This window comes from Lachnospira eligens, from assembly GCF_009680455.1.
In the GTDB taxonomy this organism is placed as follows: domain Bacteria; phylum Bacillota; class Clostridia; order Lachnospirales; family Lachnospiraceae; genus Lachnospira; species Lachnospira eligens_A.
This window is the reverse complement of sequence record NZ_WKRD01000008.1, coordinates 153,025-175,084: the sequence shown is the minus strand read 5'-3', so window position 1 is coordinate 175,084 and position 22,060 is coordinate 153,025. Positions and strand designations below refer to the sequence as shown.

Here is a 22,060-nt window from a genome sequence, read left to right as displayed (position 1 = left end):
TTTGGATATGCTATACTCAACCTATCAAGAAAAAGACAGGAGATATAAACATATGGCAATAGGCGAAAGAATCCACCATTTCAGACTTCTGCGTGGTTTCACGCAGAAATATTTGGGTCAACAGTTGGGATTCAGTGATTCACAGGCTGATGTCCGCATTGCACAGTATGAAAAAGGGGCACGCAGTCCAAAAGAAAAATATCTGAACGCATTGGCTGATATTTTTGAAGTATCCCCTCATGCTCTTGCTGTCCCGGATATTGACAGTTACGTTGGACTGATGCATACCTTATTTACCTTAGAAGACCTTTACGGGCTTCACATTGATGAGATTGACGGAGAACTTTGTCTCCGGCTGGACAAGGCCAAGGGAACCACCTACCTTTCCATGTTCGATATGTTCCATGCGTGGCAGGAACAGGCAGAAAAACTCAAATCCGGCGAGATCACTCAGGAAGAATATGATCAGTGGCGTTACAACTATCCAAAAAACGCAAAATAAAAGCCGACGAAAAAAGGCCTTACCAAATTGATTTCACTCAATTCAGTAAGACCTTTTTTGTCGGTTTCACACATATTACTCGATAACCACAGGATACCTGATAAATAATGCCAAAATATCCAGTGTTATCATTTTGTTATCAAATAGAACTTTATCTGCCCGGAAACGCCCTGTTTATAAGGCTTTCCAGAAATTTTTAATTATTCAAACTCAATCGTTCCAGGTGGTTTACTAGTCAGATCATAGAATACTCTGTTGACCCCACGCACCTCATTTATAATTCTGCTCATAACTGTCTGGAGAACCTCAAATGGAATCTCTGTGCTCTCTGCTGTCATGAAATCAATTGTGTTGACTGCACGAAGTGCAACCGCATAATCGTAAGTTCTTTCGTCACCCATAACACCAACGGAACGCATGTTAGTGAGGGCTGCGAAATACTGGTTTGGCATCCATGCTGGAGCCTTGCCGTTAGCTTTCTTGTACTCAGCTACGGCCTTGTCAACCTCCGAACGGTAGATATAGTCAGCGTCCTGAACGATACGAACCTTATCAGCTGTTACCTCGCCGATAATTCTGATTCCAAGTCCCGGACCTGGGAATGGCTGACGGAATACAAGATGTTCTGGTATTCCAAGCTCAAGACCAGCCTTACGAACCTCATCTTTGAAAAGGTTGCGTAGTGGCTCAATGATTTCCTTGAAGTCAACGAAATCAGGAAGTCCTCCTACATTGTGGTGAGACTTGATTACGGCTGATTCACCGCCAAGTCCGCTTTCTACAACGTCTGGATATATAGTTCCCTGTGCAAGGAAGTCAACTGCACCAATCTTCTTGGCTTCTTCCTCAAATACACGGATAAACTCTTCCCCAATAATCTTTCTCTTAGCTTCTGGCTCTGTAACGCCTGCAAGCTTAGAGTAATATCTCTCCTGTGCATTAACTCTTATAAAGTTAAGGTCGAACTGTCCTTCTGGTCCAAATACGCTCTCAACTTCATCGCCTTCATCTTTACGGAGAAGACCGTGATCTACGAATACGCATGTAAGCTGCTTTCCAATAGCTCTTGAAAGAAGTCCGGCTGCAACAGATGAATCAACACCACCTGAAAGAGCAAGTAAAACCTTGCCACTGCCAACCTTCTCGCGGATTTCCTTAATTGTATTCTCAACAAATGCATCCATCTTCCATGTTCCGGCACATCCGCATACTCCACGAACAAAGTTGTGAAGCATCTTGGTCCCTTCCTGAGTATGAAGAACCTCTGGGTGGAACTGGATTGCATAAAGATTCTTCTCTGTACACTCTGCTGCTGCAACTGGGCAGTCTGCTGTGTGGGCAACAATCCTGAATCCTGGTGCAATCTGTGAGATGTAATCAAAATGGCTCATCCACACAATAGTTTTCTCTGAGACATCTGAGAATAAAGTGCTGCTCTTATCTACAAATGTTTCTGTCTTTCCATACTCTCTTACTGGTGCCTTCTCAACCTTGCCACCAAGCACATGCTGCATAAGCTGTGCGCCATAGCAAAGACCAAGTACAGGTACACCAAGTTCGAAAAGTTCTTTAGTACATGTTGGCGCGCCATCTTCATAACAGCTGTTAGGACCACCCGTAAGGATAATTCCTTTAGGGTTCATGGCCTTAATCTGCGCCAGGTCTGTCTTGTAAGAATAGATCTCACAATATACATTACATTCACGGACACGGCGCGCAACCAGCTGGTTGTACTGACCACCGAAGTCAATGACAATAACTTTCTCCTGATCCATGATCAATCTCCAATCTTGTGTATTTATATATACATTATAGTTAAACTTGCCCCTTATGACAAGCCTTAATTCTCCCCAATTCCTATCTTGCTAATTCTCCTCCAGACAATCCTTATCTATGCATCTTTCTCCCCAATTCTCTTCTTCACATAAGAATCCATCTTCTCTCTGACCATCGCCATCTTTCTGTTGGTCTCCTCATTATCAGAATGAAAATGCATAAGCTTTGCAAGATAGCCCTGTTCCACAGTAATCCGCACGCTCTCATCATACACAAGCTCATAAGCAAGTGATACATGACCAATAACAGTATCAGCCGGTGTGCGTCTTATTGCTTTGAGTATACAGTGTTCCTCATCAAACGCTTCTAACACTTCATCTGTAATATCACTCTTCATCAGTTCTTCAGTCGTAGTGTTATATATTTCTTCAAGCGGAGTATCAATATTAACCTTAAATATATCAACCTTATCAGCGTCACGAAGCACATTGCAGAATGCCTGCTCGCGGCTATTAAGTCCCTGCGGAATTCTGTACATATTGTGACACCTTATTGCAAGTTCAAGCATTTCCATGTCCGATTTATTCAATCTGTCATACAGAAATACTCCATCAGAACTATATCGATCCTCTAATGCTCCTGGCTTGTAGCCTGTACATTTAACCATTCCATTAAGAAAAGTACTGATAAGACCATCTTTGAACAACAGGTCTGCACCGAATTTTGCATGGTCAACAGAGTCCGCATCTGAAAATGTGTTATAACGCTTTATCTGTTCAAATCTTCCAACATCATGAAGCATTCCGGATAACCATGCCAGCTCAACATCATAGGCACACATTCCAGCTGCCTTTGCAATTCTTTCGCACAAAGCTGCAACTCTGTAAGTGTGGTCAATTTTTAATTTAATCTTAGGGTCATCTGCATTATAAGCTGCTGTGTATTCTGCAAATGCTTTCTTAACATGCACCCTGTCAACATACACACGGTTTATCTTGGCATTTTCATAATAACCTTCAACATCAGCAACCTTTCCCTCATTCCATGTGTCTATAATATCAGACACATCAGATAAAGAATGGCACACAACTGAAGTCAGTCTTCGGATGTCATCGTTAATCTCAATAGTATCAGGTATATGAATCACCTTCATGCCTGCTGCATATCCTGCTTTAATGCCATTAATACTGTCCTCAATGACTACACATTCTGACGGTTCACATCCGATAAAGCCTGCTGCCCTTAAGAATATGTCCGGCTCAGGCTTTCCATGCTCAACCTCATCTCCATATACAACACCAGAAAGATAATCCCATGCTCCTATTCTGTGAAGACTCTTTTCAGCACTTGATTTCTGTGTTGAAGTTGCAACAGCACATTTGAGTCCATTATCCTTAATATAATCAAGCAGCATATGAAGCCCCGGCTTAACCGGAACTTCCTCTGTCTCCCTGATTTTGTAAACATGGTCTGTGCGCATTGTCCGCATTTCCCAGTAATCCTGCTCTCCATGATAATAATCATCAAAAAAGCTCTGACTAAGCTTTGCCGGTGCACCTTTAAAACTGTCGATAAGCCATAATGGCATCTCTACATTTTTCTGGGAAGCTGCCCACAGCCAGCCAAGATTAGACTGATTTTCCGTATCAATCATAACTCCGTCCATATCAAAGATAATTCCTTTTATCATAACTACCTCCATTCTACTCCCCAAAATATCAAACCGACATCCCTTGCATACACTTCCCAGATATACGTTCATTCACTTCTTAATATTACTTCTCTTCCAGATACTTCTTAACATACTGTCCGGTATAAGACTTCTTAACCTTAACAATCTCCTCAGGCGTTCCCTTGGCAATAACAGTTCCACCGCGGTCGCCACCCTCTGGTCCCATATCTATAATATAATCTGCTGTCTTAATAACATCAAGATTATGTTCAATAACAACTACAGTGTTGCCACCCTCTGCAAGCCTGTGAAGGATATTGACAAGCTTGTGGACATCGGCAAAATGCAGACCGGTTGTAGGCTCATCAAGAATATATATAGTCTTTCCTGTGCTTCTTCTTGAAAGCTCTGTTGCAAGCTTGATTCTCTGTGCCTCACCACCTGAAAGCTCAGTTGATGGCTGTCCAAGCTTGACGTAAGACAAGCCAACCTCGTTGAGAGTCTCAATCTTTCTTCTTATACTTGGCACATTTTCAAAGAAATCAACTGCATCCTCAATAGTCATGTCAAGAACATCATATATGCTCTTATCCTTGTATTTTACTTCAAGAGTTTCTCTGTTGTAACGCTTACCCTCGCAGACTTCACAAGGAACATACACATCCGGCAGGAAATGCATCTCTATCTTGATAATACCGTCGCCTGAGCATGCCTCACATCTTCCGCCTTTAACATTAAAGCTGAATCTGCCCTTCGTATATCCTCGTTCCTTCGCGTCCTTAGTCGTTGCAAACAGGTCTCTTATCATGTCAAATACACCTGTATAGGTTGCCGGATTAGACCTTGGTGTTCGTCCAATTGGTGACTGGTCAATATTAATGACCTTATCAAGCTGCTCTATTCCGTCAATTCCATCATGGTCGCCTGCAATACATCTCGCCCTGTTAAGCGACTTTGCAAGGTGCTTGTAAAGAATCTCATTAACAAGTGAACTCTTGCCTGAGCCTGACACACCTGTTACGCATGTGACAACTCCAAGCGGAATATCTACATCAATATTCTTAAGATTATTCTCCCTTGCGCCTCTTACCTTAATCCAGCCAGCAGGCTTTCTACGCTCTGCCGGTACAGGTATCTTGATTCTTCCTGACAGATATGCACCTGTAAGTGAGTCCTTGCACGCCATAATGTCCGCAGCAGTTCCTGTTGCGACAACTTCTCCACCATTTCTTCCTGCGCCTGGTCCGATATCCACAATATAATCGGCTGCAAACATAGTATCCTCATCATGTTCAACGACAATAACTGAGTTACCAAGATCTCGCAAATGTGTCAGAGTTCCAAGCAGCTTGTCATTATCCCTCTGATGAAGTCCGATACTTGGCTCATCAAGAATATAAGCAACTCCTACAAGACCTGAACCAATCTGTGTAGCAAGCCTGATTCTCTGCGCTTCACCGCCTGACAGAGTTCCTGTGGCACGCGAAAGTGCCAGATAATCAAGCCCTACATCTACAAGGAACTTAATTCTCGCCTTGATTTCCTTAAGAATCTCTGCACCAATAAACAGCTGTCTCTCTGAAAGCTTCATATTCTCAAGGAATTCCTGAAGCTTTATAATAGACATGTTAGTAATCTCATATATGTTCTTATCTGCAATAGTAACAGCAAGTGAAGACGGCTTAAGTCTCTGTCCGTGACAGGCAGAACAAGGTCTTATTCTCATAAATTCCTCATACTGCTGCTTAGTATTATCAGAATATGTCTCTCTGTATCTTCTCTCCATATTCTTAATAAGACCTTCAAATGCGACATCATATACACCCTCTCCGCGCTGGCCTTTATATTTAACCTTTACAGAATGTCCCTTAGTACCATTGATAATAATATCCTTAATATCATCAGGATAATCCTTGAATGGTGTCTTTAATGAAAATCCATATTCCTCTGCAAGTGCATCAAGAATCGCCCTGCTAAAGCTGCCCTCATCCTTAGATGACTGCCATCCCATTCCGACAATAGCACCTTCATCAATGCTGAGACTCTCATCCGGTATAAGCAGCTCTGCATCAAACTTCATTGTATAACCAAGTCCGAAACAGTCCGGGCATGCGCCAAATGGATTGTTGAACGAAAAGCTTCTTGGCTCAACCTCATCAATACTTATACCACAGTCTGGGCAGGAAAAGCTCTGGCTGAAATTAAGTGTTTCACCATCAATAACATCTACTGTCATAAGACCTTCGGCAAGCTTAAGAGCTGTCTCAATAGAATCTGTAAGTCGTTTCTGGATTCCGTCTCTTACAGAAAGTCTGTCTACAACAATCTCAATATTATGCTTCTTATTCTTATCAAGCTTAATATCGTCTGTCAGCTCGTACATGCTTCCATCAGCAATAACACGCACAAATCCGCTCTTCTTTGCCTGTTCAAATAGCTTTACATGTTCACCCTTTCGTCCACGGACAACAGGTGCAAGAATCTGAATCTTAGTTCTTTCAGGAAGTGCCATAACAACATCAACCATCTGGTCAACTGTCTGTTTGTTGATTTCGCGTCCACATTTTGGACAATGCGGGATACCAATTCTTGCATAGAGAAGTCGGAAATAATCATATATTTCTGTAACAGTTCCTACTGTAGAACGCGGATTTCTGTTAGTTGACTTCTGGTCTATAGATATAGCCGGTGAAAGTCCTTCAATACTGTCAACATCCGGCTTTTCCATCTGTCCCAAGAACTGTCTTGCATATGAAGACAGTGATTCCATATATCTTCTCTGACCTTCTGCATATATTGTATCAAATGCAAGACTCGACTTTCCCGAACCTGAAAGTCCTGTAAGCACAACAAGCTTATCTCTTGGAATATCAACATCTATTCCTTTAAGATTATGCTCTCTTGCACCCTTTATCCTTATGCAGTTCTTGTAACTGCCTCTTTCTATCTCTTTCTTTAACTTACTATCAGTCATGTTTTTTTCCTTCATAAATATATTTATTAATCTCAATCATCTTGTCACGAAGCTGTGCAGCCTCCTCAAAGTTAAGCTCTGCTGCTGCCTTACGCATGTTCTTCTCAACCTGCGTCTTAACCTTCTCAAGCTCTTTGATGCTCATAGATTCATAATCAACCTTAAGCTTTCCGGAAGCATCACCCGGCTCCGCTGCCTTGCTTATACTTATCAGATCTCTTACTGCCTTCTTGATTGTCTGTGGAGTAATTCCATGCTCATCATTATACTCCTGCTGAATCTTTCTTCTTCGTTCTGTCTCTGAAATAGCCTTTTCCATAGATTCAGTAATCTTGTCTGCATACATGATAACATGTCCCTCTGCATTTCTTGCAGCTCGACCAATCGTCTGTATAAGCGATGTCTCTGTTCTTAAGAAGCCTTCCTTATCAGCATCAAGTATTGCAACAAGGCTGATTTCAGGAATATCCAGACCTTCTCGCAACAGGTTGATTCCAACAAGAACATCAAATCCATCAAGACGCATATCTCTTATAATCTTCTGACGCTCAAGCGTATCAATATCTGCATGAAGATACTTAACCCTGATTCCTGCCTCTTTAAGATAATCAGTAAGGTCCTCCGCCATTCTCTTGGTAAGTGTAGTAACAAGCACCTTGTTCTTCTTGGCAGTTTCCTTATTAATCTCTGATATAAGGTCATCAATCTGTCCTTCAATCGGCTTAACAGTTATCTCCGGGTCAAGAAGTCCGGTAGGTCTGATAACCTGCTCGGTTCTCATAAGTTCATGTTCTGCCTCGTATGTGCTTGGTGTTGCTGATACGAAAAGCATCTGTGAAATCTTGCTCTCAAACTCGCTGAAATTAAGCGGTCTGTTGTCCTTCGCAGATGGCAGTCTGAAGCCATAATCTACAAGCGTAGTCTTTCTTGACTGGTCACCGGCATACATGCCTCGAATCTGCGGAATAGTGATATGCGACTCATCCACAATAATAAGAAAATCATCTGGAAAATAATCCATCAGCGTATACGGAGGACACCCTGCCGGAAGTCCTGCCAGATGTCTTGAATAATTCTCTATTCCTGAACAAAAGCCTGTCTCCTGCATCATCTCTATATCAAAATTCGTTCTCTCTTCAATTCTCTGTGCCTCTAGAAGCTTGTCCTCACTCTTGAAATACTTCACTCTCTCGGCAAGCTCTGCCTTGATATTCTCAATCGCAGCGTCCATCTTCTCTTTCTCAACAACATAATGTGAGTTAGGGAATATCGCAATATGTTCAAGAACGCCTTTAACTTCGCCTGTTAGGGAATCTATCTCACTTATTCTGTCCACTTCATCACCAAAGAATTCAACTCTTATGGCATCACCTGATGATGATGAAGGATACACTTCAACAACATCGCCTCTTACCCTGAAGGTTCCTCGCTTAAAATCCTGGTCGTTCCTTACATACTGGATATCAATAAGCTTTCTTATGCAATCATCCCTGTCCTTCTCCATTCCCGGACGAAGCGAAATAACCATGTTCTTATAATCAACCGGCGCACCTAATCCATATATACATGAAACCGAAGCAACGATAATAACATCATTTCTTTCAGAAAGTGCCGCTGTTGCCGAATGTCTTAATTTATCAATTTCATCATTAATAGATGAATCCTTCGCAATATAAGTGTCACTCTGAGGTACATAGGCCTCAGGCTGGTAATAATCATAATAGGAGACAAAGTACTCAACCGCATTCTCTGGAAAGAACTCCTTCATCTCCCCATACAACTGTGCTGCCAGTGTCTTATTATGGCTTATAATAAGTGTAGGTTTCTGAACATTCTGTATAATGTTCGCCATTGTAAATGTTTTACCAGAACCGGTTACACCAACTAGAGTCTCAAACTGATTGCCTTCCTCAAAGCCCTTTGTAAGTGCTTCAATAGCCTGCGGCTGGTCGCCCATCGGCTTAAAATCCGAATGTAATACAAATCTGTCCATAATCCCTCCTTGTTTTCCAGCATTTTTCTCATTATACAATATAACAGCCAAAAAGTACAGAACAAACATTCGATTTGTCCTGTACTTTATTCCATACCTCTATATTCGTTATTCTGCCGCGCTGACACTCATTTTTCCATTGAGATACTCTACTGCTGCCTTCAACTGCACATCTTCAGTCGCATCATCCGGAAGCTCCACAATACTGTCAGGTGTCACTCCCTTGCCGTGAATATCCTGTCCCTTAGGAGTAAAATATTTGGCAATTGTATACTTAACCGCACTTCCATCAGTAAGCGGACGGATTGTCTGCACAATGCCCTTACCAAATGTCTGTGTTCCAATTATCTGTGCCTTATCATAATCCTGCATTGCACCGGCAAATATCTCAGATGCACTTGCACTATTGCCATTTACCAAAACTGCCATCGGAATATTAAGCTCATGATTATCAGAACCTGAATATTCCTGTCTCTTACCAGACTTAGTCTCTGTATACACGATAAGTCCGTTCGGAAGAATATAATCTAGCATATCAGCCACAGTCTTAAGAACTCCACCAGGATTATTTCTTATATCAATTACAAGTCCTGTAATTCCCTGCTTCTGAAGGTCATCAACAGCTGATTCAAACTGCTCTGTTGTAACATCATCAAACTGTGAAATATAAATATAACCTATATTATTCTCAAGCACCTCTGATGAAACAGTCTTAATATCAATCTTGTCTCTTGTAACTGTGAAACTCAGCTTCTCGCCATTTCTCATAACAGTAAGGTTAACATCTGTACCCTTCTCGCCCTTAATAAGGGCAACTGCTACAGAAAGGTCCATTCCTGTAATATCCTCACCATTAACCTCTGTTACCTTATCTCCATTTCTGATACCAGCCTTATATGCCGGTGCATCCTCATATGCCTCAGATATAAGTATTGAACCATCATCAGCCTTCTGGCATACCGCACCAATTCCATAGAAAGAACCTGATGTTGACTCCATCATCGACTTATATTCTTCAGGCGTATAATAAACAGTATATTTATCACCATATGCAGCAAGATATGCCTTAAAAATGTTGTCTGCAGCCTTTTCATCATCTACATCATCAAAGTAGAATCCATCTCCAAGCAGCGAATCAAGAGCATTCAGCTTACCTTCAACCTTAGTTCCGATTCCTTCATTATCACTTGTTCCAACATCCTGGACATATATACGTCCGTCAATTCCAATATGAAGATTACCACTTCTTATAAGTCCCATGAATACGCATGACAACGCCAGTATCACAACCAGCAGTGTTGCCACAACACCAATAATAACGCCTTTGCCTAAAGCATGTTTTCTCTTTCGTTCCTGTGCGGCCCCTTCCGAAGAAAAAGGTCTGTTATTATCATATTCCATTGAGTCCTCCTATTAAGTTGAATTATTTATTTAAAATATGGCATAGGATTAACATATGAATCATTGAGCCTTACATCAAAATGCAGATGTGCGCCAAATGAATTACCCGTATTACCCATAACACCAAGCTTCTGTCCTTTCGTCACCTGGGCTCCTACTGATACATTTAAACTATCAAGATGCAGGTATCTCGTATACAGTCCATTACCATGATAAATCATCACATAATTACCCGCTGTTGAGTAACCCTCGCTCTGTCTGTGTGCAATAACAACTTTACCGTCATAAGCTGCATATACAGGATCACCTGAAACTCCTGCCCTGACCGCTCCAATATCCACACCTTTATGCGGTGAAGTTCTGTCAGATGTATCTCCGTATGGAGAAGTTATTCTTGTACTTGTTGTTGGCCATTTGAAAGTTCCGCCATCATATCTGTTAGACGGAGTAACTCCGCTTGCTTCCTCTGCCTTAATCTTGGCTGTTATAGAAGCAATCTCTGAATCGAGCTTCTTCTCGTCAGCTTCGAGCTGTTTCTTATAAGCCACCTGATCAGCCGTATTCTTACTCAAAGCATTAAGCTGGGCAGTCTTCTCATTCTGGACAACCTCAAGTGCATCAACCTGTGCCTGAAGTGCCTCCTGACTGGCAGTCAGAGTCTCTTTATCTTCTTCAAGCTTTACTTTAGAAGATGATATCAGATTAATCGTTGACTGATATTCCTCAAGCATCTGTCTGTCATACTCTGATATCTTATTAATATACTCAAATTTATTAAGCATATCCGCCATACTCTGTGATGATAAAAGCACTTCAACATATGTATAATCATTATGCTCATACATAAACTGGATTCGAAGCTTCATAGCCTCATACTGGCTTTCCTTATCAGCCTCAGCCTGCTCAAGCTGTGCCTGTGTCTCCTCAATCTCAGCCTCTAATGTTGCAATCTGGGTATTAATATCATCTAATGACGCTGACAATTCTCCCATCTGGGCATCCAGTCCCTGAATAAGAGATGTAAGATCTGAACTCTGCGCCTTAAGCTGAGCAATCTTGTCTTCTGTTTCTTTCTTTTTATTCTGTATATCATTCTGCTGGTTCTGGGCATTCTTCAGATCCGACTTATTATCTCCAAATGTAACCTGTGCAAAACAATACGGTATAAGCAGCATTACAATCATGAGTGCCGCTGTTATTTTCTTTATTAAATTGTTCCAAAACAGTGCTTTCTCCATACAGCCACTCCTTTACCATAATTAAAATGTTTTCTAAAAACAAACAGGGACTTCTGCATCCGTTTGCAAAAGCCCCCAAAAACTATCCGAAACTATACATCGGCATGCTTTCTTACAGCGAAGAAACTTCCTATAAGACCAATACCAATTCCAAGAATAACTGCTACCGGAATAAGTACCTCAAATACTTCTGATGCTGGCATAAATGCTAATATATTCTGTAAAACAGAGAATTTTCCAAGAACAAAATTAACAACTCCACCATAAATATACCTCAATATTGCTACCGGAATAATAGCACCTATAAGTCCTATAACGATACCTTCTACGAAGAATGGTGCATTAACAAATGCATCCGTAGCTCCTATATATTTCATGATTGATATCTCATCTTTTCGTACTGTAATACCAATTACAATTGTATTAGTAATAAGGAATATAGATACCGCAAGAAGAACAACAATTACTGCAACTGCAACATAACTTACAAGTCTTGCTGCACTGGCAAGTCCGCTTGCTGTAACCTCTGAACGGTTAACCTGTCTTATTCCATCCTTATTCTCAAGGTACTTAACCAGTGTACCCTGATTACTTGCATCCTTAAGATATACTTCATAAGAAGAAGAATTAGCTAAAGGATTATCATCCTTGAAGCCTTCTGCAAGTTCAGGATATGCGGCGAAATACTCACCCTTGAAGCTTTCCCATGCATCATCAGCTGATACATACTGAACTCTTGATACTTCTTCTCTTTTGCTGATTTCATCTCCAAGCTTCTTAATATCCGTCTCACTGAGATTTTCGTCAAAGAAAACTGTTACACAGACCTCTGTCTCAGCCTTCTTAATCATATACTGAAAATTAACCACTATAGAATAGAATACTCCAAAAAGGAATATACATGCTGTAATTGTTGCTATTGATGCCAGTGAGAACATCTTATTACGATGGATATTCTTAAATCCATCTTTAATATGATATGCTAATGACCTAATCTTCATAGAAATAACCACCCTTTTCCTGATCGCTGATAATCTTTCCTTCACTCATAGTAATAGTTCTCTTCTTCATCTGCTGAACTATCTCCATATTATGGGTAACTACAAGTACTGTTGTTCCCTGCTTATTAACCTGATTAAGAATCTTCATGATTTCATTAGAATTGGCAGGATCAAGGTTACCTGTTGGCTCGTCGCACAACAATATAGCCGGCTTGTTAACCAGCGCTCTTGCAATTGCAATTCTCTGCTGCTCACCACCTGATAACTCATTAGGAAAAGCCTTATATTTGTCAAGAAGTCCTACCATGGAAAGCATCGCAAGTACTCTTGACTTAATCTTTCTGTTAGGAGCTTCTACTACCTTCTGTGCAAATGCGATATTCTCATATACATTTCTGTCTGGTAACAGACGGAAATCCTGGAATACTACACCAATATCTCTTCTAAGATACGGAAGCTTCTTTCTTGTTATCTTATTGAGATATTTCTTATTAACATATATCTTACCTGATGTAGGATCTAATTCCTTAAGTAATAGTTTGATAAGAGTCGACTTACCTGAACCACTCTTACCTACTATAAATACGAATTCACCTTTCTGGATGTGAAGATTAATTCCATTAAGCGCAGCAACGCCAGTGGAATATGTCTTCGTAACATCTTCCATGATTATCATGTATCATTTCCTCCAAAAATCACTAAAATGTATCTTTACTTTCCATATACTTCATGTACTTAACTACCATAAGAGCAATCTTAAATGTTATTGCATCATCAAACACTCTGAGGTCAAGCCCGGTTATCTTCTGTATTTTATCAAGTCTGTAAACAAGTGTATTTCTATGAATGTAAAGCTGTCTTGATGTTTCTGAAACATTAAGGCTGTTCTCAAAGAACTTATTAATTGTTGACAAAGTCTCATCATCAAAATCATCAGGAGCCTTTCCTTCAAATATCTCCTTAATGAACATCTGACATAATGGTATAGGAAGCTGATATATAAGACGGCCTATTCCTAATCTGTTGTAAGCAACAACATTCTTATTGCTGTAGAAAATCTTTCCTACATCAAGTGCCATCTTAGCTTCCTTGTAAGATCTTGAAACCTCTCTTATGTCATTGACAATTGTACCATAAGCAACATGTGCAGCACTCATGGCTTCTGTATTTAACATATCAATTATCACATCGGCTGTCTTGTCCAGCTCTTCATAAGACTCATTGCCTTTAACTTCCTTAACAAGAATTATACTCTTCTCGTCAACTGCTGTAATAAAGTCTCTTGTCTTATTGGCAAAAAGAGTTCTTACTGTCTCTAAAGCATTAGTATCCTTCTCATGCTTAGTCTCGATAATATATACAACTCTCTTGACATCAGTCTCAATATGCAGCTTTTCTGCTCTTGTATACATATCTACACGAAGGAGATTATCAAGAAGAAGATTCTTAATAAAGTTATCCTTATCAAATCTTTCTTTATATGCAACTAAAAGATTCTGTATCTGGAAAGCTGCAAGCTTTCCAACCATATATACATCATCGCTAGTTCCTCTTGCCATAATTATATATTCAAGATTTCCATCATCTTCAACCTTAAAAAACTGAAATCCGTTAACTGCCTGACTCTCTGCTGGCGAATCAATAAAATTAATCGCATCTGCAAGGCATTCTGAAACATTATCAAAAGTCTTGGCTGCAACATTCTTATCTGCATCCACAATGCACAAATCCACTCGTGAAATAGCCTTAAGTCCATCTACAGTTGTCTGTAAAATTCTATTAGATATCATTATTATCCCTTTCTATCTATCACTTACTCTTTATTCGTACATATTCTATCTTATTGTAAAGCAAAATTGAAAAAAAAAAAAGAGGAAATGCAAATTTATTGCATTTCCTCTTAATAATTAAGATTAATTTAATAATTAGTGTGTGATAACGATTTCTGTTTCCTTATCAAATACATGAAGTCTCTCAACATCCATAGCAAATGTTACTTCATCACCTGGTCTAGCTGTTGTACGAGGATTTACCTTAGCTGTGCATGTTACATCACCGATTTCATAGTGAAGGTTAACTTCTGCACCAAGTAACTCATAAACCTTAACTGTAGCTGTGAACTTAGAATCTGCATTCTTAGCGATGAATTCTGCATCATCCTTAACATCCTCTGGACGGATACCAACTACAACTGTCTTACCAACATAGTTTCCATCGATAAGCTTCTTGCTCTTCTCAGCTGGAAGTGTAATTGTAACTGTGTCAGAAAGAACAAGGTCAACCTGTGAACCATTAGCCTTAACTTCTGCATCGATAAGGTTCATCTGAGGTGATCCGATGAATCCAGCAACGAAGATGTTGTTAGGTGTATTGTAAAGGTTCTGAGGTGTATCTACCTGCTGAATAATACCATCTTTAAGAACTACGATTCTTGTACCAAGTGTCATAGCCTCTGTCTGGTCATGTGTTACGTAGATGATTGTTGTCTGTAATCTCTGGTGAAGCTTAGAAATCTCAACACGCATCTGAACTCTTAACTTAGCATCAAGGTTTGAAAGAGGCTCATCCATAAGGAATACCTTAGGGCTACGAACGATAGCACGTCCCATAGCAACTCTCTGTCTCTGACCACCTGAAAGAGCCTTTGGCTTACGGTCAAGGAGATGCTCGATATCAAGGATCTTAGCAGCTTCATGTACAGCCTTGTCGATTTCAGCCTTAGGAACTTTTCTTAACTTAAGACCGAATGCCATGTTATCATAAACTGACATATGTGGGTAAAGAGCATAGTTCTGGAATACCATAGCGATATCTCTGTCCTTAGGCTCTACATCGTTAACCATTTTGTCACCGATCCATAACTCACCTGAGCTGATTTCCTCAAGACCTGCAATCATACGAAGTGTTGTAGACTTACCACATCCTGATGGTCCAACGAAGATGATGAACTCCTGATCAGCAATTTCAAGATTAAAATCCTTAACAGCTACGAAACCGTTAGGATATACTTTACAAACATTCTTAAGCGATAAACTTGCCATTATTAAATATCCTCCTAATATAAATGCGCCTTTGCGCTTTTGATGTAATTATAATACACTAAACAGGACTTTTTTACCACATTACATTTTTACAAATCTTTTCCTCGTTTTTTTTGCAAATTTACCATAGCCAGTCCTCTTATGTATAAATTGTACAAATTTACCACCTGTTTATCTGCAAACATCACTAATGCTGTTTATGTTTTTAATTGTTTGTTGAAATAAAAACCTTTTAAATATATAATAAAAAAGAGCAATAGGGTATTTACTTTATTATTCATGCGCATCTGTTATATATGTACACGATTGGAGGAATGATTATGACTATAGCCGGTTTATCTACTAACATAAGTACATCTGGCATAACTAATGATATCCAGATTGCAATGCTAAAGAAGAATCTTGATACAGTTGAAACGGCTGGTGCTGATATCGCTAAGATGATGGAAGCATCCGTTACACCAGAACTTGGTCAGAATATTGACTTAAGAATCTGATTCAGTTTTCCCTATGCATATCTTTAGAAATACAAAGCCCATGTACACAGTTTTCTATGTACATGGGCTTTATATTTTTCTAAAGAGTTCCTGAAAATTCAAGCATTATCATATACATTACGCACACAACAATGCCAACAATAACCGGAGCTGTAAAATAATTCTTTATATGTGATAATTTAACATTCTGAATCTTCATTTTTTCAAGATTTCCATGACGTTTTGCCATTGTTCTTATACATAATACAGCAAGCATCATGAATACTGCTGCTATAACAGCAATCATCGCAATCTGCACAACCGTAATTGCTGTGCTCTGACCTGCCACACTCTCTGCATTTTCAAATGTTTCAGATACACTGCCATCCTGCGCATACATTCCCGCCATCTTAAGAATCTGTACAATTCCTATTGAATATGTATTTACCGCAAAATGTGCAATAACTGACGACCACAAAGAACCTGTAGCCTCAACCATATATGCAAACACAATTCCTATAACAAATGCATACAACGCCTGATTAATATTAAGATGAAAGCAACCGAATAATAATCCGCTCATTAGTGCAGCACCTGTCATTCCGGCTTTCCTGTAAGAGCCAAAGAATATCCCGCGGAATATAAGCTCTTCTACAAGCGGCGGAATAACTGCCAGCAATATAACCTGCATCGCAAATGGATATGTAAGCAGTGTTGTTGTTCCCTCCTCAAGATAATTAGTTGAAAACAACATGCTAAGATTACTTATTAATAATACTGCCGGAATAAGGCAGTATCCTGCAACAAGTGAAAGAATTACATCAACTATGCCTATTCTTTTGTATGGAATCTCCCTGATAGGATCAATCTTCTGAACAATCATATATATAATTGCAATAAGAAGAATTATCCCTTCTGACATAACATACTGAATCCAGTCAGGCACAGCTATACCTGAATTCTGTGCATAAGCCATAATCGATGCACACACAACAGATAATCCGATATAACCTATTACAAATATAATAAAAAAGCCATTAACTTTTCTTACTTCCATGCAATTGCTTCCACTTCAAGAAGAACATCCTTAGGAAGTCTTGCAACTTCTACGCATGAACGTGCTGGAAATGGCTCCTTAAAATATTTCTTGTAGATTTCATTAATCTTACCGAAATCATTCATTTCTTTAATAAATACTGTTGTCTTAACAATGTTCTCTACCTTAGAGCCTGAAGCCTCAACAAGATTGCAGAGATTCTGAAATGCCTGCTCAGCCTGAGCCTCAACTCCGCCTTCTGCTATCTCGCCTGTAGCTGGTATTACAGGGATAACTCCTGATGTATATACCATATTGTTAATCTCGATAGCCTGTGAATATGGTCCGATTGCACTTGGTGCCTTGTCTGTACTGATTACTTTCTGCATAATAATCTCCTTATTTCAACATATTTTACGTTACAAACGCATTAAATATATTGTACCGCAATCATCATATTCATTCAAGAAGCTATTTCTTAAGAACTATTGAATTCTGTGTTATCTCAATTTTGCCTTCTTTAAGCAGTCTTCCTACAGCTCTCTTGAAAGCATTTTTACTCATATTAAAATGTTTCTTGATAATCTCTGGGTCTGCTTTATCAGTAAATCCAAGACTTCCACCCTTCTTTACTATAGCGTCATATATCTGTACTGAATCCTCGTCCATCTGGATATAAGCCTTCTGCTTAAGGCTTATAACAAGTTTCCCATCTTCTCTTACTCTTGAAACACGTCCGTGAATAACCTCACCGACACTAAGTGGTTCAAACACTTCTGACATAGGAATAAATGCATCATACTTATCTTCAACAGCAACATACGCTCTGTAATCTGGAGTTATTCCTATTATAGTACCTGTAACCGCACTGTCTTTTACAAGTGTCTCTGACTTTTCAAGATACTTGTTAATTCTCATAGTGGCTGCAAGTCTTCCGCTCTTATCTATATAGAGAGCAACAAGATACTCTGAACCTTCTGATACATGTGTTGTCTGTTCCTTGTATGGCATGAGCAGGTCTTTTTCAAGTCCCCAGTCAAGAAATGCGCCAATACCTGTAACCTGTGATACTTTAAGTCTCTTAAGTTCTCCAAGCTGAATCTTTGGCTTATTAGTAGTTGCAATAAGTCTGTCACTTGAATCCCTGTAAACAAATACTGTGAGAGCATCTCCCACTTCAACATCATCTGGAACCTGTTTTTTAGGAAGAAGGACTTTATCTTCTTCTGTTCCAAGATATACTCCGAAATCTGTTACCTTTACAATGTTAAGACACTGTGTTTTTCCTAACTCTATCATAACAACACCTATGCTGGCAGCTTCACCAGCCCTTTCATAATATTTCAGTGCAAGTATGTATGTTGCCTTTCTACGTCTATTCTCATCGCTACTCGCACAAAAAAACCTCTCGTATGACTACGAGAGGTTTCTAGCTGGGCTTGAGGGATTCGAACCCCCGAAGTGCTGGAATCAGAATCCAGTGCCTTACCACTTGGCGAAAGCCCAATGTCGTGACGACATGCTGTATTATACATGAATGTTTTCAGGAATGCAAGCACTTTTTTAAAAAAATTTCAAAAGTGTTATAATCCCTGTCTACTCCGTCATCTTAAGGGTTACTGTACCATCTGCATCAGTACCAAGATTAGGCATCTTCTGCATCTTTTGTGCAGTTCCTATAAAGAACTTGTATTGGTCAAGTACCTGATCCTTCTCCATATCAGATACAGCTTTCTTAATGTCAACATCTTCCATACTGCTTGTTGCAGCAACAAGATTGAATCTGTTTCTGTTCTCAAAATCAAATGCAAATTCTTTAGGATCAGAATGTACAGGTGCTTTGTTAATTTCCTTGTCAGTCTGATTCTGACTGCCAGCCTCCTGTGAGCCAGCTCCTGTCTGTTCTATCTGAACATCTTCTGTATTCTGCAGATTATTATTATGTTTACTGCCTATTGTATAGTTATCATAAAATGAATGAATATTAATTCTTCCTACTCCCATAGCTGACTCCTTTCTGCATAGATTACATCCTTGTTTTATATTTATCGGCATGTTTATCTGATAATTTACCATCTAATCCAACAAATTTCTACATAATTTTACATATATTTATAAGCACTGCTATAAAATTTTTATAAACACCCGCTTTTTACGTTGACCTTACCGCAAGATTAACTTAATATAAAGATACATTTTTATAAGGAGTACATTAATAATATGAACAAAAAGAATTCAATATTCGTAATTATAGGAATCTTCCTTATCTGCACAAGATTCTGGGTTTCCTTTGGCACTGTAAACATTGATATAAGCAATGATATCGTCGGATACATCCTTATATTCCTCGGTATCAATAATATGAAAGAACTTAATTCCCGCTTTAAGAAAGGAATGTTTCTTTCTCTTGCCGGACTTGCCGGTGCAATACTCTCACAATATCTTATTGCAAGAGACTGGCCTGTGCCAGAGACTATGTATTCTATAGCAATAGGTATCAGTGTCGTATTTGCTATATATTTTACCTATTATTATACAGAAGCCCTTGTCATGGAAGCAAGGATACAGGAAAAAACTGCTGTTACAAGAAATTATCAGATAACATGGCTTCTTATGTCTGCCGGAATATTTATCCACTATTTTGCATTCAAGTCTACAATAACAATGTGGTCTATACTTGTTGAAGCACTGATTGCCGTGATTACCATATATTATTGTTTCTTAGTATTTTCAACCAGCAGACAGCTTTACGAAGACTGATTGCTTTATATTTTTTAACAAATGCAATTTGGTTATTTACATTATTCGTTTATACGGTAATTGAGTTGACTTTTGCCAGTTTCAGTGTTTTAATGATGTCGTCAGCACGAAAGGATATTAATTATGAAAAAGTTAGAGATTATTATCAGACCTGAAAGACTTGATGATCTTAAGACCATCCTTAATAGCAATGGTGCGCATGGACTTATGATTTCTAATATCATGGGATATGGAAGCCAGCGTGGACATAAGCAGGTTTACAACGGTGTTGATTTCGGTGGTAATCTTCTTCCAAAGGTTAAGGTCGAATCAATTGTATCAGATGAGACTTACGAGGCAATTATTGATCAGATAATTGAGCAGATTAATACCGGAGAATATGGTGATGGCAAGATATTTGTTTATGACGTATATGATGCTATCAGAATCCGTACAGGAGAGCGTGGGACAGACGCTTTATAATTTCATATTAATTATTGGTTATCAACGGGGATAACAGTCAGAATTACTATCTGACCGTTATCTCTTTTTTTGTACATAACTTTCGCTATCTGTATCCCATAACCGTACAGATATATAAAATGGGGTCACAGGAAACTACCCAGCCTGTGACCCCGCCCCTTTTTTAGGATTTATTCTTCTTTATTATCTGTTGTATCTTCGATTAAATCTTCTGATTCCTCATTCTCAATAACCTCTGGTTCATCTTTCTTAACCATGTCTTTTTCCAATTTCTTGAATATACTTGAGAAAATATATGAATCAACATACAGTATCAATGGTATTGTTACTATAAATGCAGTGAAATATATGCATGAGAAATATATCAGTCCAACAGTTGCTATAAGCATAATTATTGTCTGTGGAAGATGATGCATACATATAATAAGTGAATTCTTAAGTGTACCTATAAGCTTATTGTCATATCTTGAAAGCATTGCAAATGAGTAAAGCATTATTCCAACCCATATTGCCATGACTCCTATTACAACAAATATAAACAAAGTTCCTATCTGTGAACCCTGAACAAGTCCCCACTGTACGCTTGCTCTTAAATCAATAAAAAGAAGAAAGCCAATAACTCCATGTACAATCTCTAACAGAAATCCCTGTACGAAGTTCATCTTGAATGACTTCCAGAAATCTTTGTATACATAACTTTCCTCGTCTCGTACTAATTTTATTCCTGAATAAAATGCTGCTGTAAGCGATGCTCCTATTGTTACAACCGGCAGACAGAATACAACTGTAATAACTGCCAGTATTATAAAGTCACCCGCCTTGGTGAGTCCTCTAAAAAGTTTTCCATCTAATCCAAATCCATTCATAATTATATACCCCTTTGCTTAAACACTATGATTATACAAGACCTGCCATAAAAATCAAAGAATTTTTCGTATATATTTCTTAAATGTTTATAAAAGCTGTTTTTTTGCCACAGCATTTATGATAAACTGTTAAACAATAACGATTATTAAGGAGTGTTTATGGCTAAAGGGAACAACATTCACGACGAAATTAAAGAGCAGCGTAAAAAGCTTAAAGATTTGTCTTTTTCAGATAAAATCAAATACATATGGAGCTATTACTGGATTCCAATCGTAGGAGTTGTACTTGCAGTTATATTTGCAGTTTCTCTTATTTCATCCATAGTTAAGAACAATTATGATACTGTATGTTTTGTTGCTGTACTTGATGGCAAGATGACAGGTTATGAAAATGATACTGATATTCTCACAACCGGACTTACAGACTATCTTGGAATTGACGGCAAGAAAGAACAGGTTGATTTCTCATATACATTTTCACTGAAAGAAGTGGCAATGGACCAGGAAGCATATGTTTCAGCTAATAAGTTATATACTTATGCATCAACTGGTTCTCTTGACGGATACCTTTCTGAACGTGAGTATATTGATTACTTCTGTACTGACAAGGATATATTCTTCTGTGATTTGCGCGATATATTCTCCGATGAGGAATTAGAGCAGTTAGATGATTACATTGTGTATTTCACCAACACTGCCGGAGAGACATATCCTATTGCTGTAGATATCACTGAAGCACCTGTAATCAAAGACAGTGACCTGAATATGAAAGACCCTTGCTATGGTGTTGTATCATCATCAAAGTATCAGACCAATGCTGCTGATTTTATAAGATATATATTTAATATGAAGACAGCCTGAT

General features: G+C 38.9%; 20 protein-coding genes and 1 tRNA gene. 5 read left to right on the top strand and 16 right to left on the bottom strand.

All coding sequences use genetic code 11. The features are described 5' to 3' along the window. Positions 1-52 precede the first annotated feature (52 nt). Positions 53-502 carry a helix-turn-helix domain-containing protein gene (locus GKE48_RS11500; RefSeq protein ID WP_072446761.1) on the top strand — a complete coding sequence of 150 codons (450 nt, stop codon included), beginning with the start codon at positions 53-55 and terminating at the stop codon, positions 500-502. Between the two features lie 200 nt (positions 503-702). Here the strand turns inward: GKE48_RS11500 and guaA are convergent, their stop codons facing one another. The 10 genes from guaA to GKE48_RS11450 form a co-directional block, all read right to left on the bottom strand. Next, positions 703-2,277 carry a glutamine-hydrolyzing GMP synthase gene (guaA, locus tag GKE48_RS11495; protein WP_154301121.1) on the bottom strand — a complete coding sequence of 525 codons (1,575 nt, stop codon included), beginning with the start codon at positions 2,275-2,277 and terminating at the stop codon, positions 703-705. Between the two features lie 116 nt (positions 2,278-2,393). After that, entirely contained in the window at positions 2,394-3,968 is a 1,575-nt protein-coding gene (locus GKE48_RS11490) for an HAD-IA family hydrolase (protein WP_173016929.1), read from the bottom strand. Between the two features lie 85 nt (positions 3,969-4,053). Continuing rightward, positions 4,054-6,924 carry an excinuclease ABC subunit UvrA gene (uvrA, locus tag GKE48_RS11485; protein ID WP_154301119.1) on the bottom strand — a complete coding sequence of 957 codons (2,871 nt, stop codon included), beginning with the start codon at positions 6,922-6,924 and terminating at the stop codon, positions 4,054-4,056. Then, positions 6,917-8,917 (bottom strand): excinuclease ABC subunit UvrB, encoded by a 2,001-nt coding sequence (gene uvrB, locus GKE48_RS11480; protein ID WP_154301118.1) that lies wholly within the window; start codon positions 8,915-8,917, stop codon positions 6,917-6,919. Before uvrB ends, uvrA begins: the two co-directional genes overlap by 8 nt. Positions 8,918-9,025: 108 nt before the next feature. After that, positions 9,026-10,318 carry a S41 family peptidase gene (locus GKE48_RS11475; RefSeq protein WP_022099088.1) on the bottom strand — a complete coding sequence of 431 codons (1,293 nt, stop codon included), beginning with the start codon at positions 10,316-10,318 and terminating at the stop codon, positions 9,026-9,028. Between the two features lie 26 nt (positions 10,319-10,344). Then, positions 10,345-11,556: a murein hydrolase activator EnvC family protein gene (locus GKE48_RS11470; protein WP_022099087.1), complete on the bottom strand. Its 1,212-nt coding sequence runs from the start codon at positions 11,554-11,556 to the stop codon at positions 10,345-10,347. Positions 11,557-11,648: 92 nt separating this feature from the next. Continuing rightward, positions 11,649-12,557 (bottom strand): permease-like cell division protein FtsX, encoded by a 909-nt coding sequence (gene ftsX / locus GKE48_RS11465; RefSeq protein ID WP_022099086.1) that lies wholly within the window; start codon positions 12,555-12,557, stop codon positions 11,649-11,651. Continuing rightward, positions 12,547-13,233, bottom strand: a complete 687-nt coding sequence (gene ftsE, locus GKE48_RS11460) for a cell division ATP-binding protein FtsE (protein WP_012740035.1) — start codon at positions 13,231-13,233, stop codon at positions 12,547-12,549. The genes ftsX and ftsE overlap by 11 nt, the downstream gene beginning before the upstream one ends. Before the next feature lie 22 nt (positions 13,234-13,255). Then, complete coding sequence (locus GKE48_RS11455; RefSeq protein WP_154301117.1) at positions 13,256-14,347, bottom strand: PucR family transcriptional regulator; 1,092 nt, start codon at positions 14,345-14,347, stop codon at positions 13,256-13,258. A 135-nt stretch (positions 14,348-14,482) separates the two neighbouring features. After that, the gene (locus GKE48_RS11450) at positions 14,483-15,598 is read right to left on the bottom strand and encodes an ABC transporter ATP-binding protein (protein ID WP_022099084.1); all 1,116 of its coding nucleotides are present in this window, start codon (positions 15,596-15,598) and stop codon (positions 14,483-14,485) included. A 320-nt stretch (positions 15,599-15,918) separates the two neighbouring features. On the opposite strand from GKE48_RS11450, the gene GKE48_RS11445 reads away from it, so the two are divergent. After that, the gene (locus GKE48_RS11445; protein ID WP_082414064.1) at positions 15,919-16,095 is read left to right on the top strand and encodes a YjfB family protein; all 177 of its coding nucleotides are present in this window, start codon (positions 15,919-15,921) and stop codon (positions 16,093-16,095) included. A gap of 79 nt (positions 16,096-16,174) precedes the next feature. Here the strand turns inward: GKE48_RS11445 and GKE48_RS11440 are convergent, their stop codons facing one another. From GKE48_RS11440 to GKE48_RS11420, 5 genes are all read right to left on the bottom strand, one after another. Beyond that, on the bottom strand, positions 16,175-17,131 hold the full coding sequence (locus tag GKE48_RS11440) for a CPBP family intramembrane glutamic endopeptidase (RefSeq protein WP_154301116.1): 957 nt from the start codon (positions 17,129-17,131) through the stop codon (positions 16,175-16,177). Continuing rightward, the gene (locus GKE48_RS11435) at positions 17,122-17,499 is read right to left on the bottom strand and encodes a RidA family protein (RefSeq protein ID WP_022099081.1); all 378 of its coding nucleotides are present in this window, start codon (positions 17,497-17,499) and stop codon (positions 17,122-17,124) included. The genes GKE48_RS11440 and GKE48_RS11435 overlap by 10 nt, the downstream gene beginning before the upstream one ends. Positions 17,500-17,581: 82 nt before the next feature. Beyond that, positions 17,582-18,409, bottom strand: a complete 828-nt coding sequence (locus tag GKE48_RS11430; protein WP_022099080.1) for a CvfB family protein — start codon at positions 18,407-18,409, stop codon at positions 17,582-17,584. Between the two features lie 134 nt (positions 18,410-18,543). Then, positions 18,544-18,616: transfer RNA gene (locus tag GKE48_RS11425), tRNA-Gln, on the bottom strand. Positions 18,617-18,706: 90 nt separating this feature from the next. Further along, positions 18,707-19,114 (bottom strand): hypothetical protein, encoded by a 408-nt coding sequence (locus GKE48_RS11420; RefSeq protein ID WP_055286588.1) that lies wholly within the window; start codon positions 19,112-19,114, stop codon positions 18,707-18,709. A 216-nt stretch (positions 19,115-19,330) separates the two neighbouring features. Here GKE48_RS11420 and GKE48_RS11415 point away from each other — a divergent pair, with 216 nt between their 5' ends. Both GKE48_RS11415 and GKE48_RS11410 read left to right on the top strand, forming a co-directional pair. Further along, the gene (locus GKE48_RS11415) at positions 19,331-19,870 is read left to right on the top strand and encodes a hypothetical protein (protein WP_154301115.1); all 540 of its coding nucleotides are present in this window, start codon (positions 19,331-19,333) and stop codon (positions 19,868-19,870) included. A 123-nt stretch (positions 19,871-19,993) separates the two neighbouring features. Next, positions 19,994-20,332, top strand: coding sequence for a P-II family nitrogen regulator (locus GKE48_RS11410; RefSeq protein ID WP_022099077.1), 339 nt, complete (start codon positions 19,994-19,996; stop codon positions 20,330-20,332). A gap of 170 nt (positions 20,333-20,502) precedes the next feature. On the opposite strand, the gene GKE48_RS11405 is transcribed toward GKE48_RS11410, so the two are convergent. After that, positions 20,503-21,198, bottom strand: coding sequence for a YesL family protein (locus tag GKE48_RS11405; protein WP_055215802.1), 696 nt, complete (start codon positions 21,196-21,198; stop codon positions 20,503-20,505). A gap of 159 nt (positions 21,199-21,357) precedes the next feature. Between GKE48_RS11405 and GKE48_RS11400 the strand changes: the two genes are divergently transcribed. Further along, positions 21,358-22,059: a hypothetical protein gene (locus tag GKE48_RS11400; protein ID WP_055215801.1), complete on the top strand. Its 702-nt coding sequence runs from the start codon at positions 21,358-21,360 to the stop codon at positions 22,057-22,059. Position 22,060: the final 1 nt, after the last annotated feature.

Coding starts and splice junctions, on each gene's coding strand:
- GKE48_RS11500 (WP_072446761.1), top strand. CDS start 53: ATGGCAATAGGCGAAAGAATCCACCATTTCAGACTTCTGCGTGGTTTC.
- guaA (WP_154301121.1), bottom strand. CDS start 2,277: ATGGATCAGGAGAAAGTTATTGTCATTGACTTCGGTGGTCAGTACAAC.
- GKE48_RS11490 (WP_173016929.1), bottom strand. CDS start 3,968: ATGATAAAAGGAATTATCTTTGATATGGACGGAGTTATGATTGATACG.
- uvrA (WP_154301119.1), bottom strand. CDS start 6,924: ATGACTGATAGTAAGTTAAAGAAAGAGATAGAAAGAGGCAGTTACAAG.
- uvrB (WP_154301118.1), bottom strand. CDS start 8,917: ATGGACAGATTTGTATTACATTCGGATTTTAAGCCGATGGGCGACCAG.
- GKE48_RS11475 (WP_022099088.1), bottom strand. CDS start 10,318: ATGGAATATGATAATAACAGACCTTTTTCTTCGGAAGGGGCCGCACAG.
- GKE48_RS11470 (WP_022099087.1), bottom strand. CDS start 11,556: ATGGAGAAAGCACTGTTTTGGAACAATTTAATAAAGAAAATAACAGCG.
- ftsX (WP_022099086.1), bottom strand. CDS start 12,557: ATGAAGATTAGGTCATTAGCATATCATATTAAAGATGGATTTAAGAAT.
- ftsE (WP_012740035.1), bottom strand. CDS start 13,233: ATGATAATCATGGAAGATGTTACGAAGACATATTCCACTGGCGTTGCT.
- GKE48_RS11455 (WP_154301117.1), bottom strand. CDS start 14,347: ATGATATCTAATAGAATTTTACAGACAACTGTAGATGGACTTAAGGCT.
- GKE48_RS11450 (WP_022099084.1), bottom strand. CDS start 15,598: ATGGCAAGTTTATCGCTTAAGAATGTTTGTAAAGTATATCCTAACGGT.
- GKE48_RS11445 (WP_082414064.1), top strand. CDS start 15,919: ATGACTATAGCCGGTTTATCTACTAACATAAGTACATCTGGCATAACT.
- GKE48_RS11440 (WP_154301116.1), bottom strand. CDS start 17,131: ATGGAAGTAAGAAAAGTTAATGGCTTTTTTATTATATTTGTAATAGGT.
- GKE48_RS11435 (WP_022099081.1), bottom strand. CDS start 17,499: ATGCAGAAAGTAATCAGTACAGACAAGGCACCAAGTGCAATCGGACCA.
- GKE48_RS11430 (WP_022099080.1), bottom strand. CDS start 18,409: ATGATAGAGTTAGGAAAAACACAGTGTCTTAACATTGTAAAGGTAACA.
- GKE48_RS11420 (WP_055286588.1), bottom strand. CDS start 19,114: ATGGGAGTAGGAAGAATTAATATTCATTCATTTTATGATAACTATACA.
- GKE48_RS11415 (WP_154301115.1), top strand. CDS start 19,331: ATGAACAAAAAGAATTCAATATTCGTAATTATAGGAATCTTCCTTATC.
- GKE48_RS11410 (WP_022099077.1), top strand. CDS start 19,994: ATGAAAAAGTTAGAGATTATTATCAGACCTGAAAGACTTGATGATCTT.
- GKE48_RS11405 (WP_055215802.1), bottom strand. CDS start 21,198: ATGAATGGATTTGGATTAGATGGAAAACTTTTTAGAGGACTCACCAAG.
- GKE48_RS11400 (WP_055215801.1), top strand. CDS start 21,358: ATGGCTAAAGGGAACAACATTCACGACGAAATTAAAGAGCAGCGTAAA.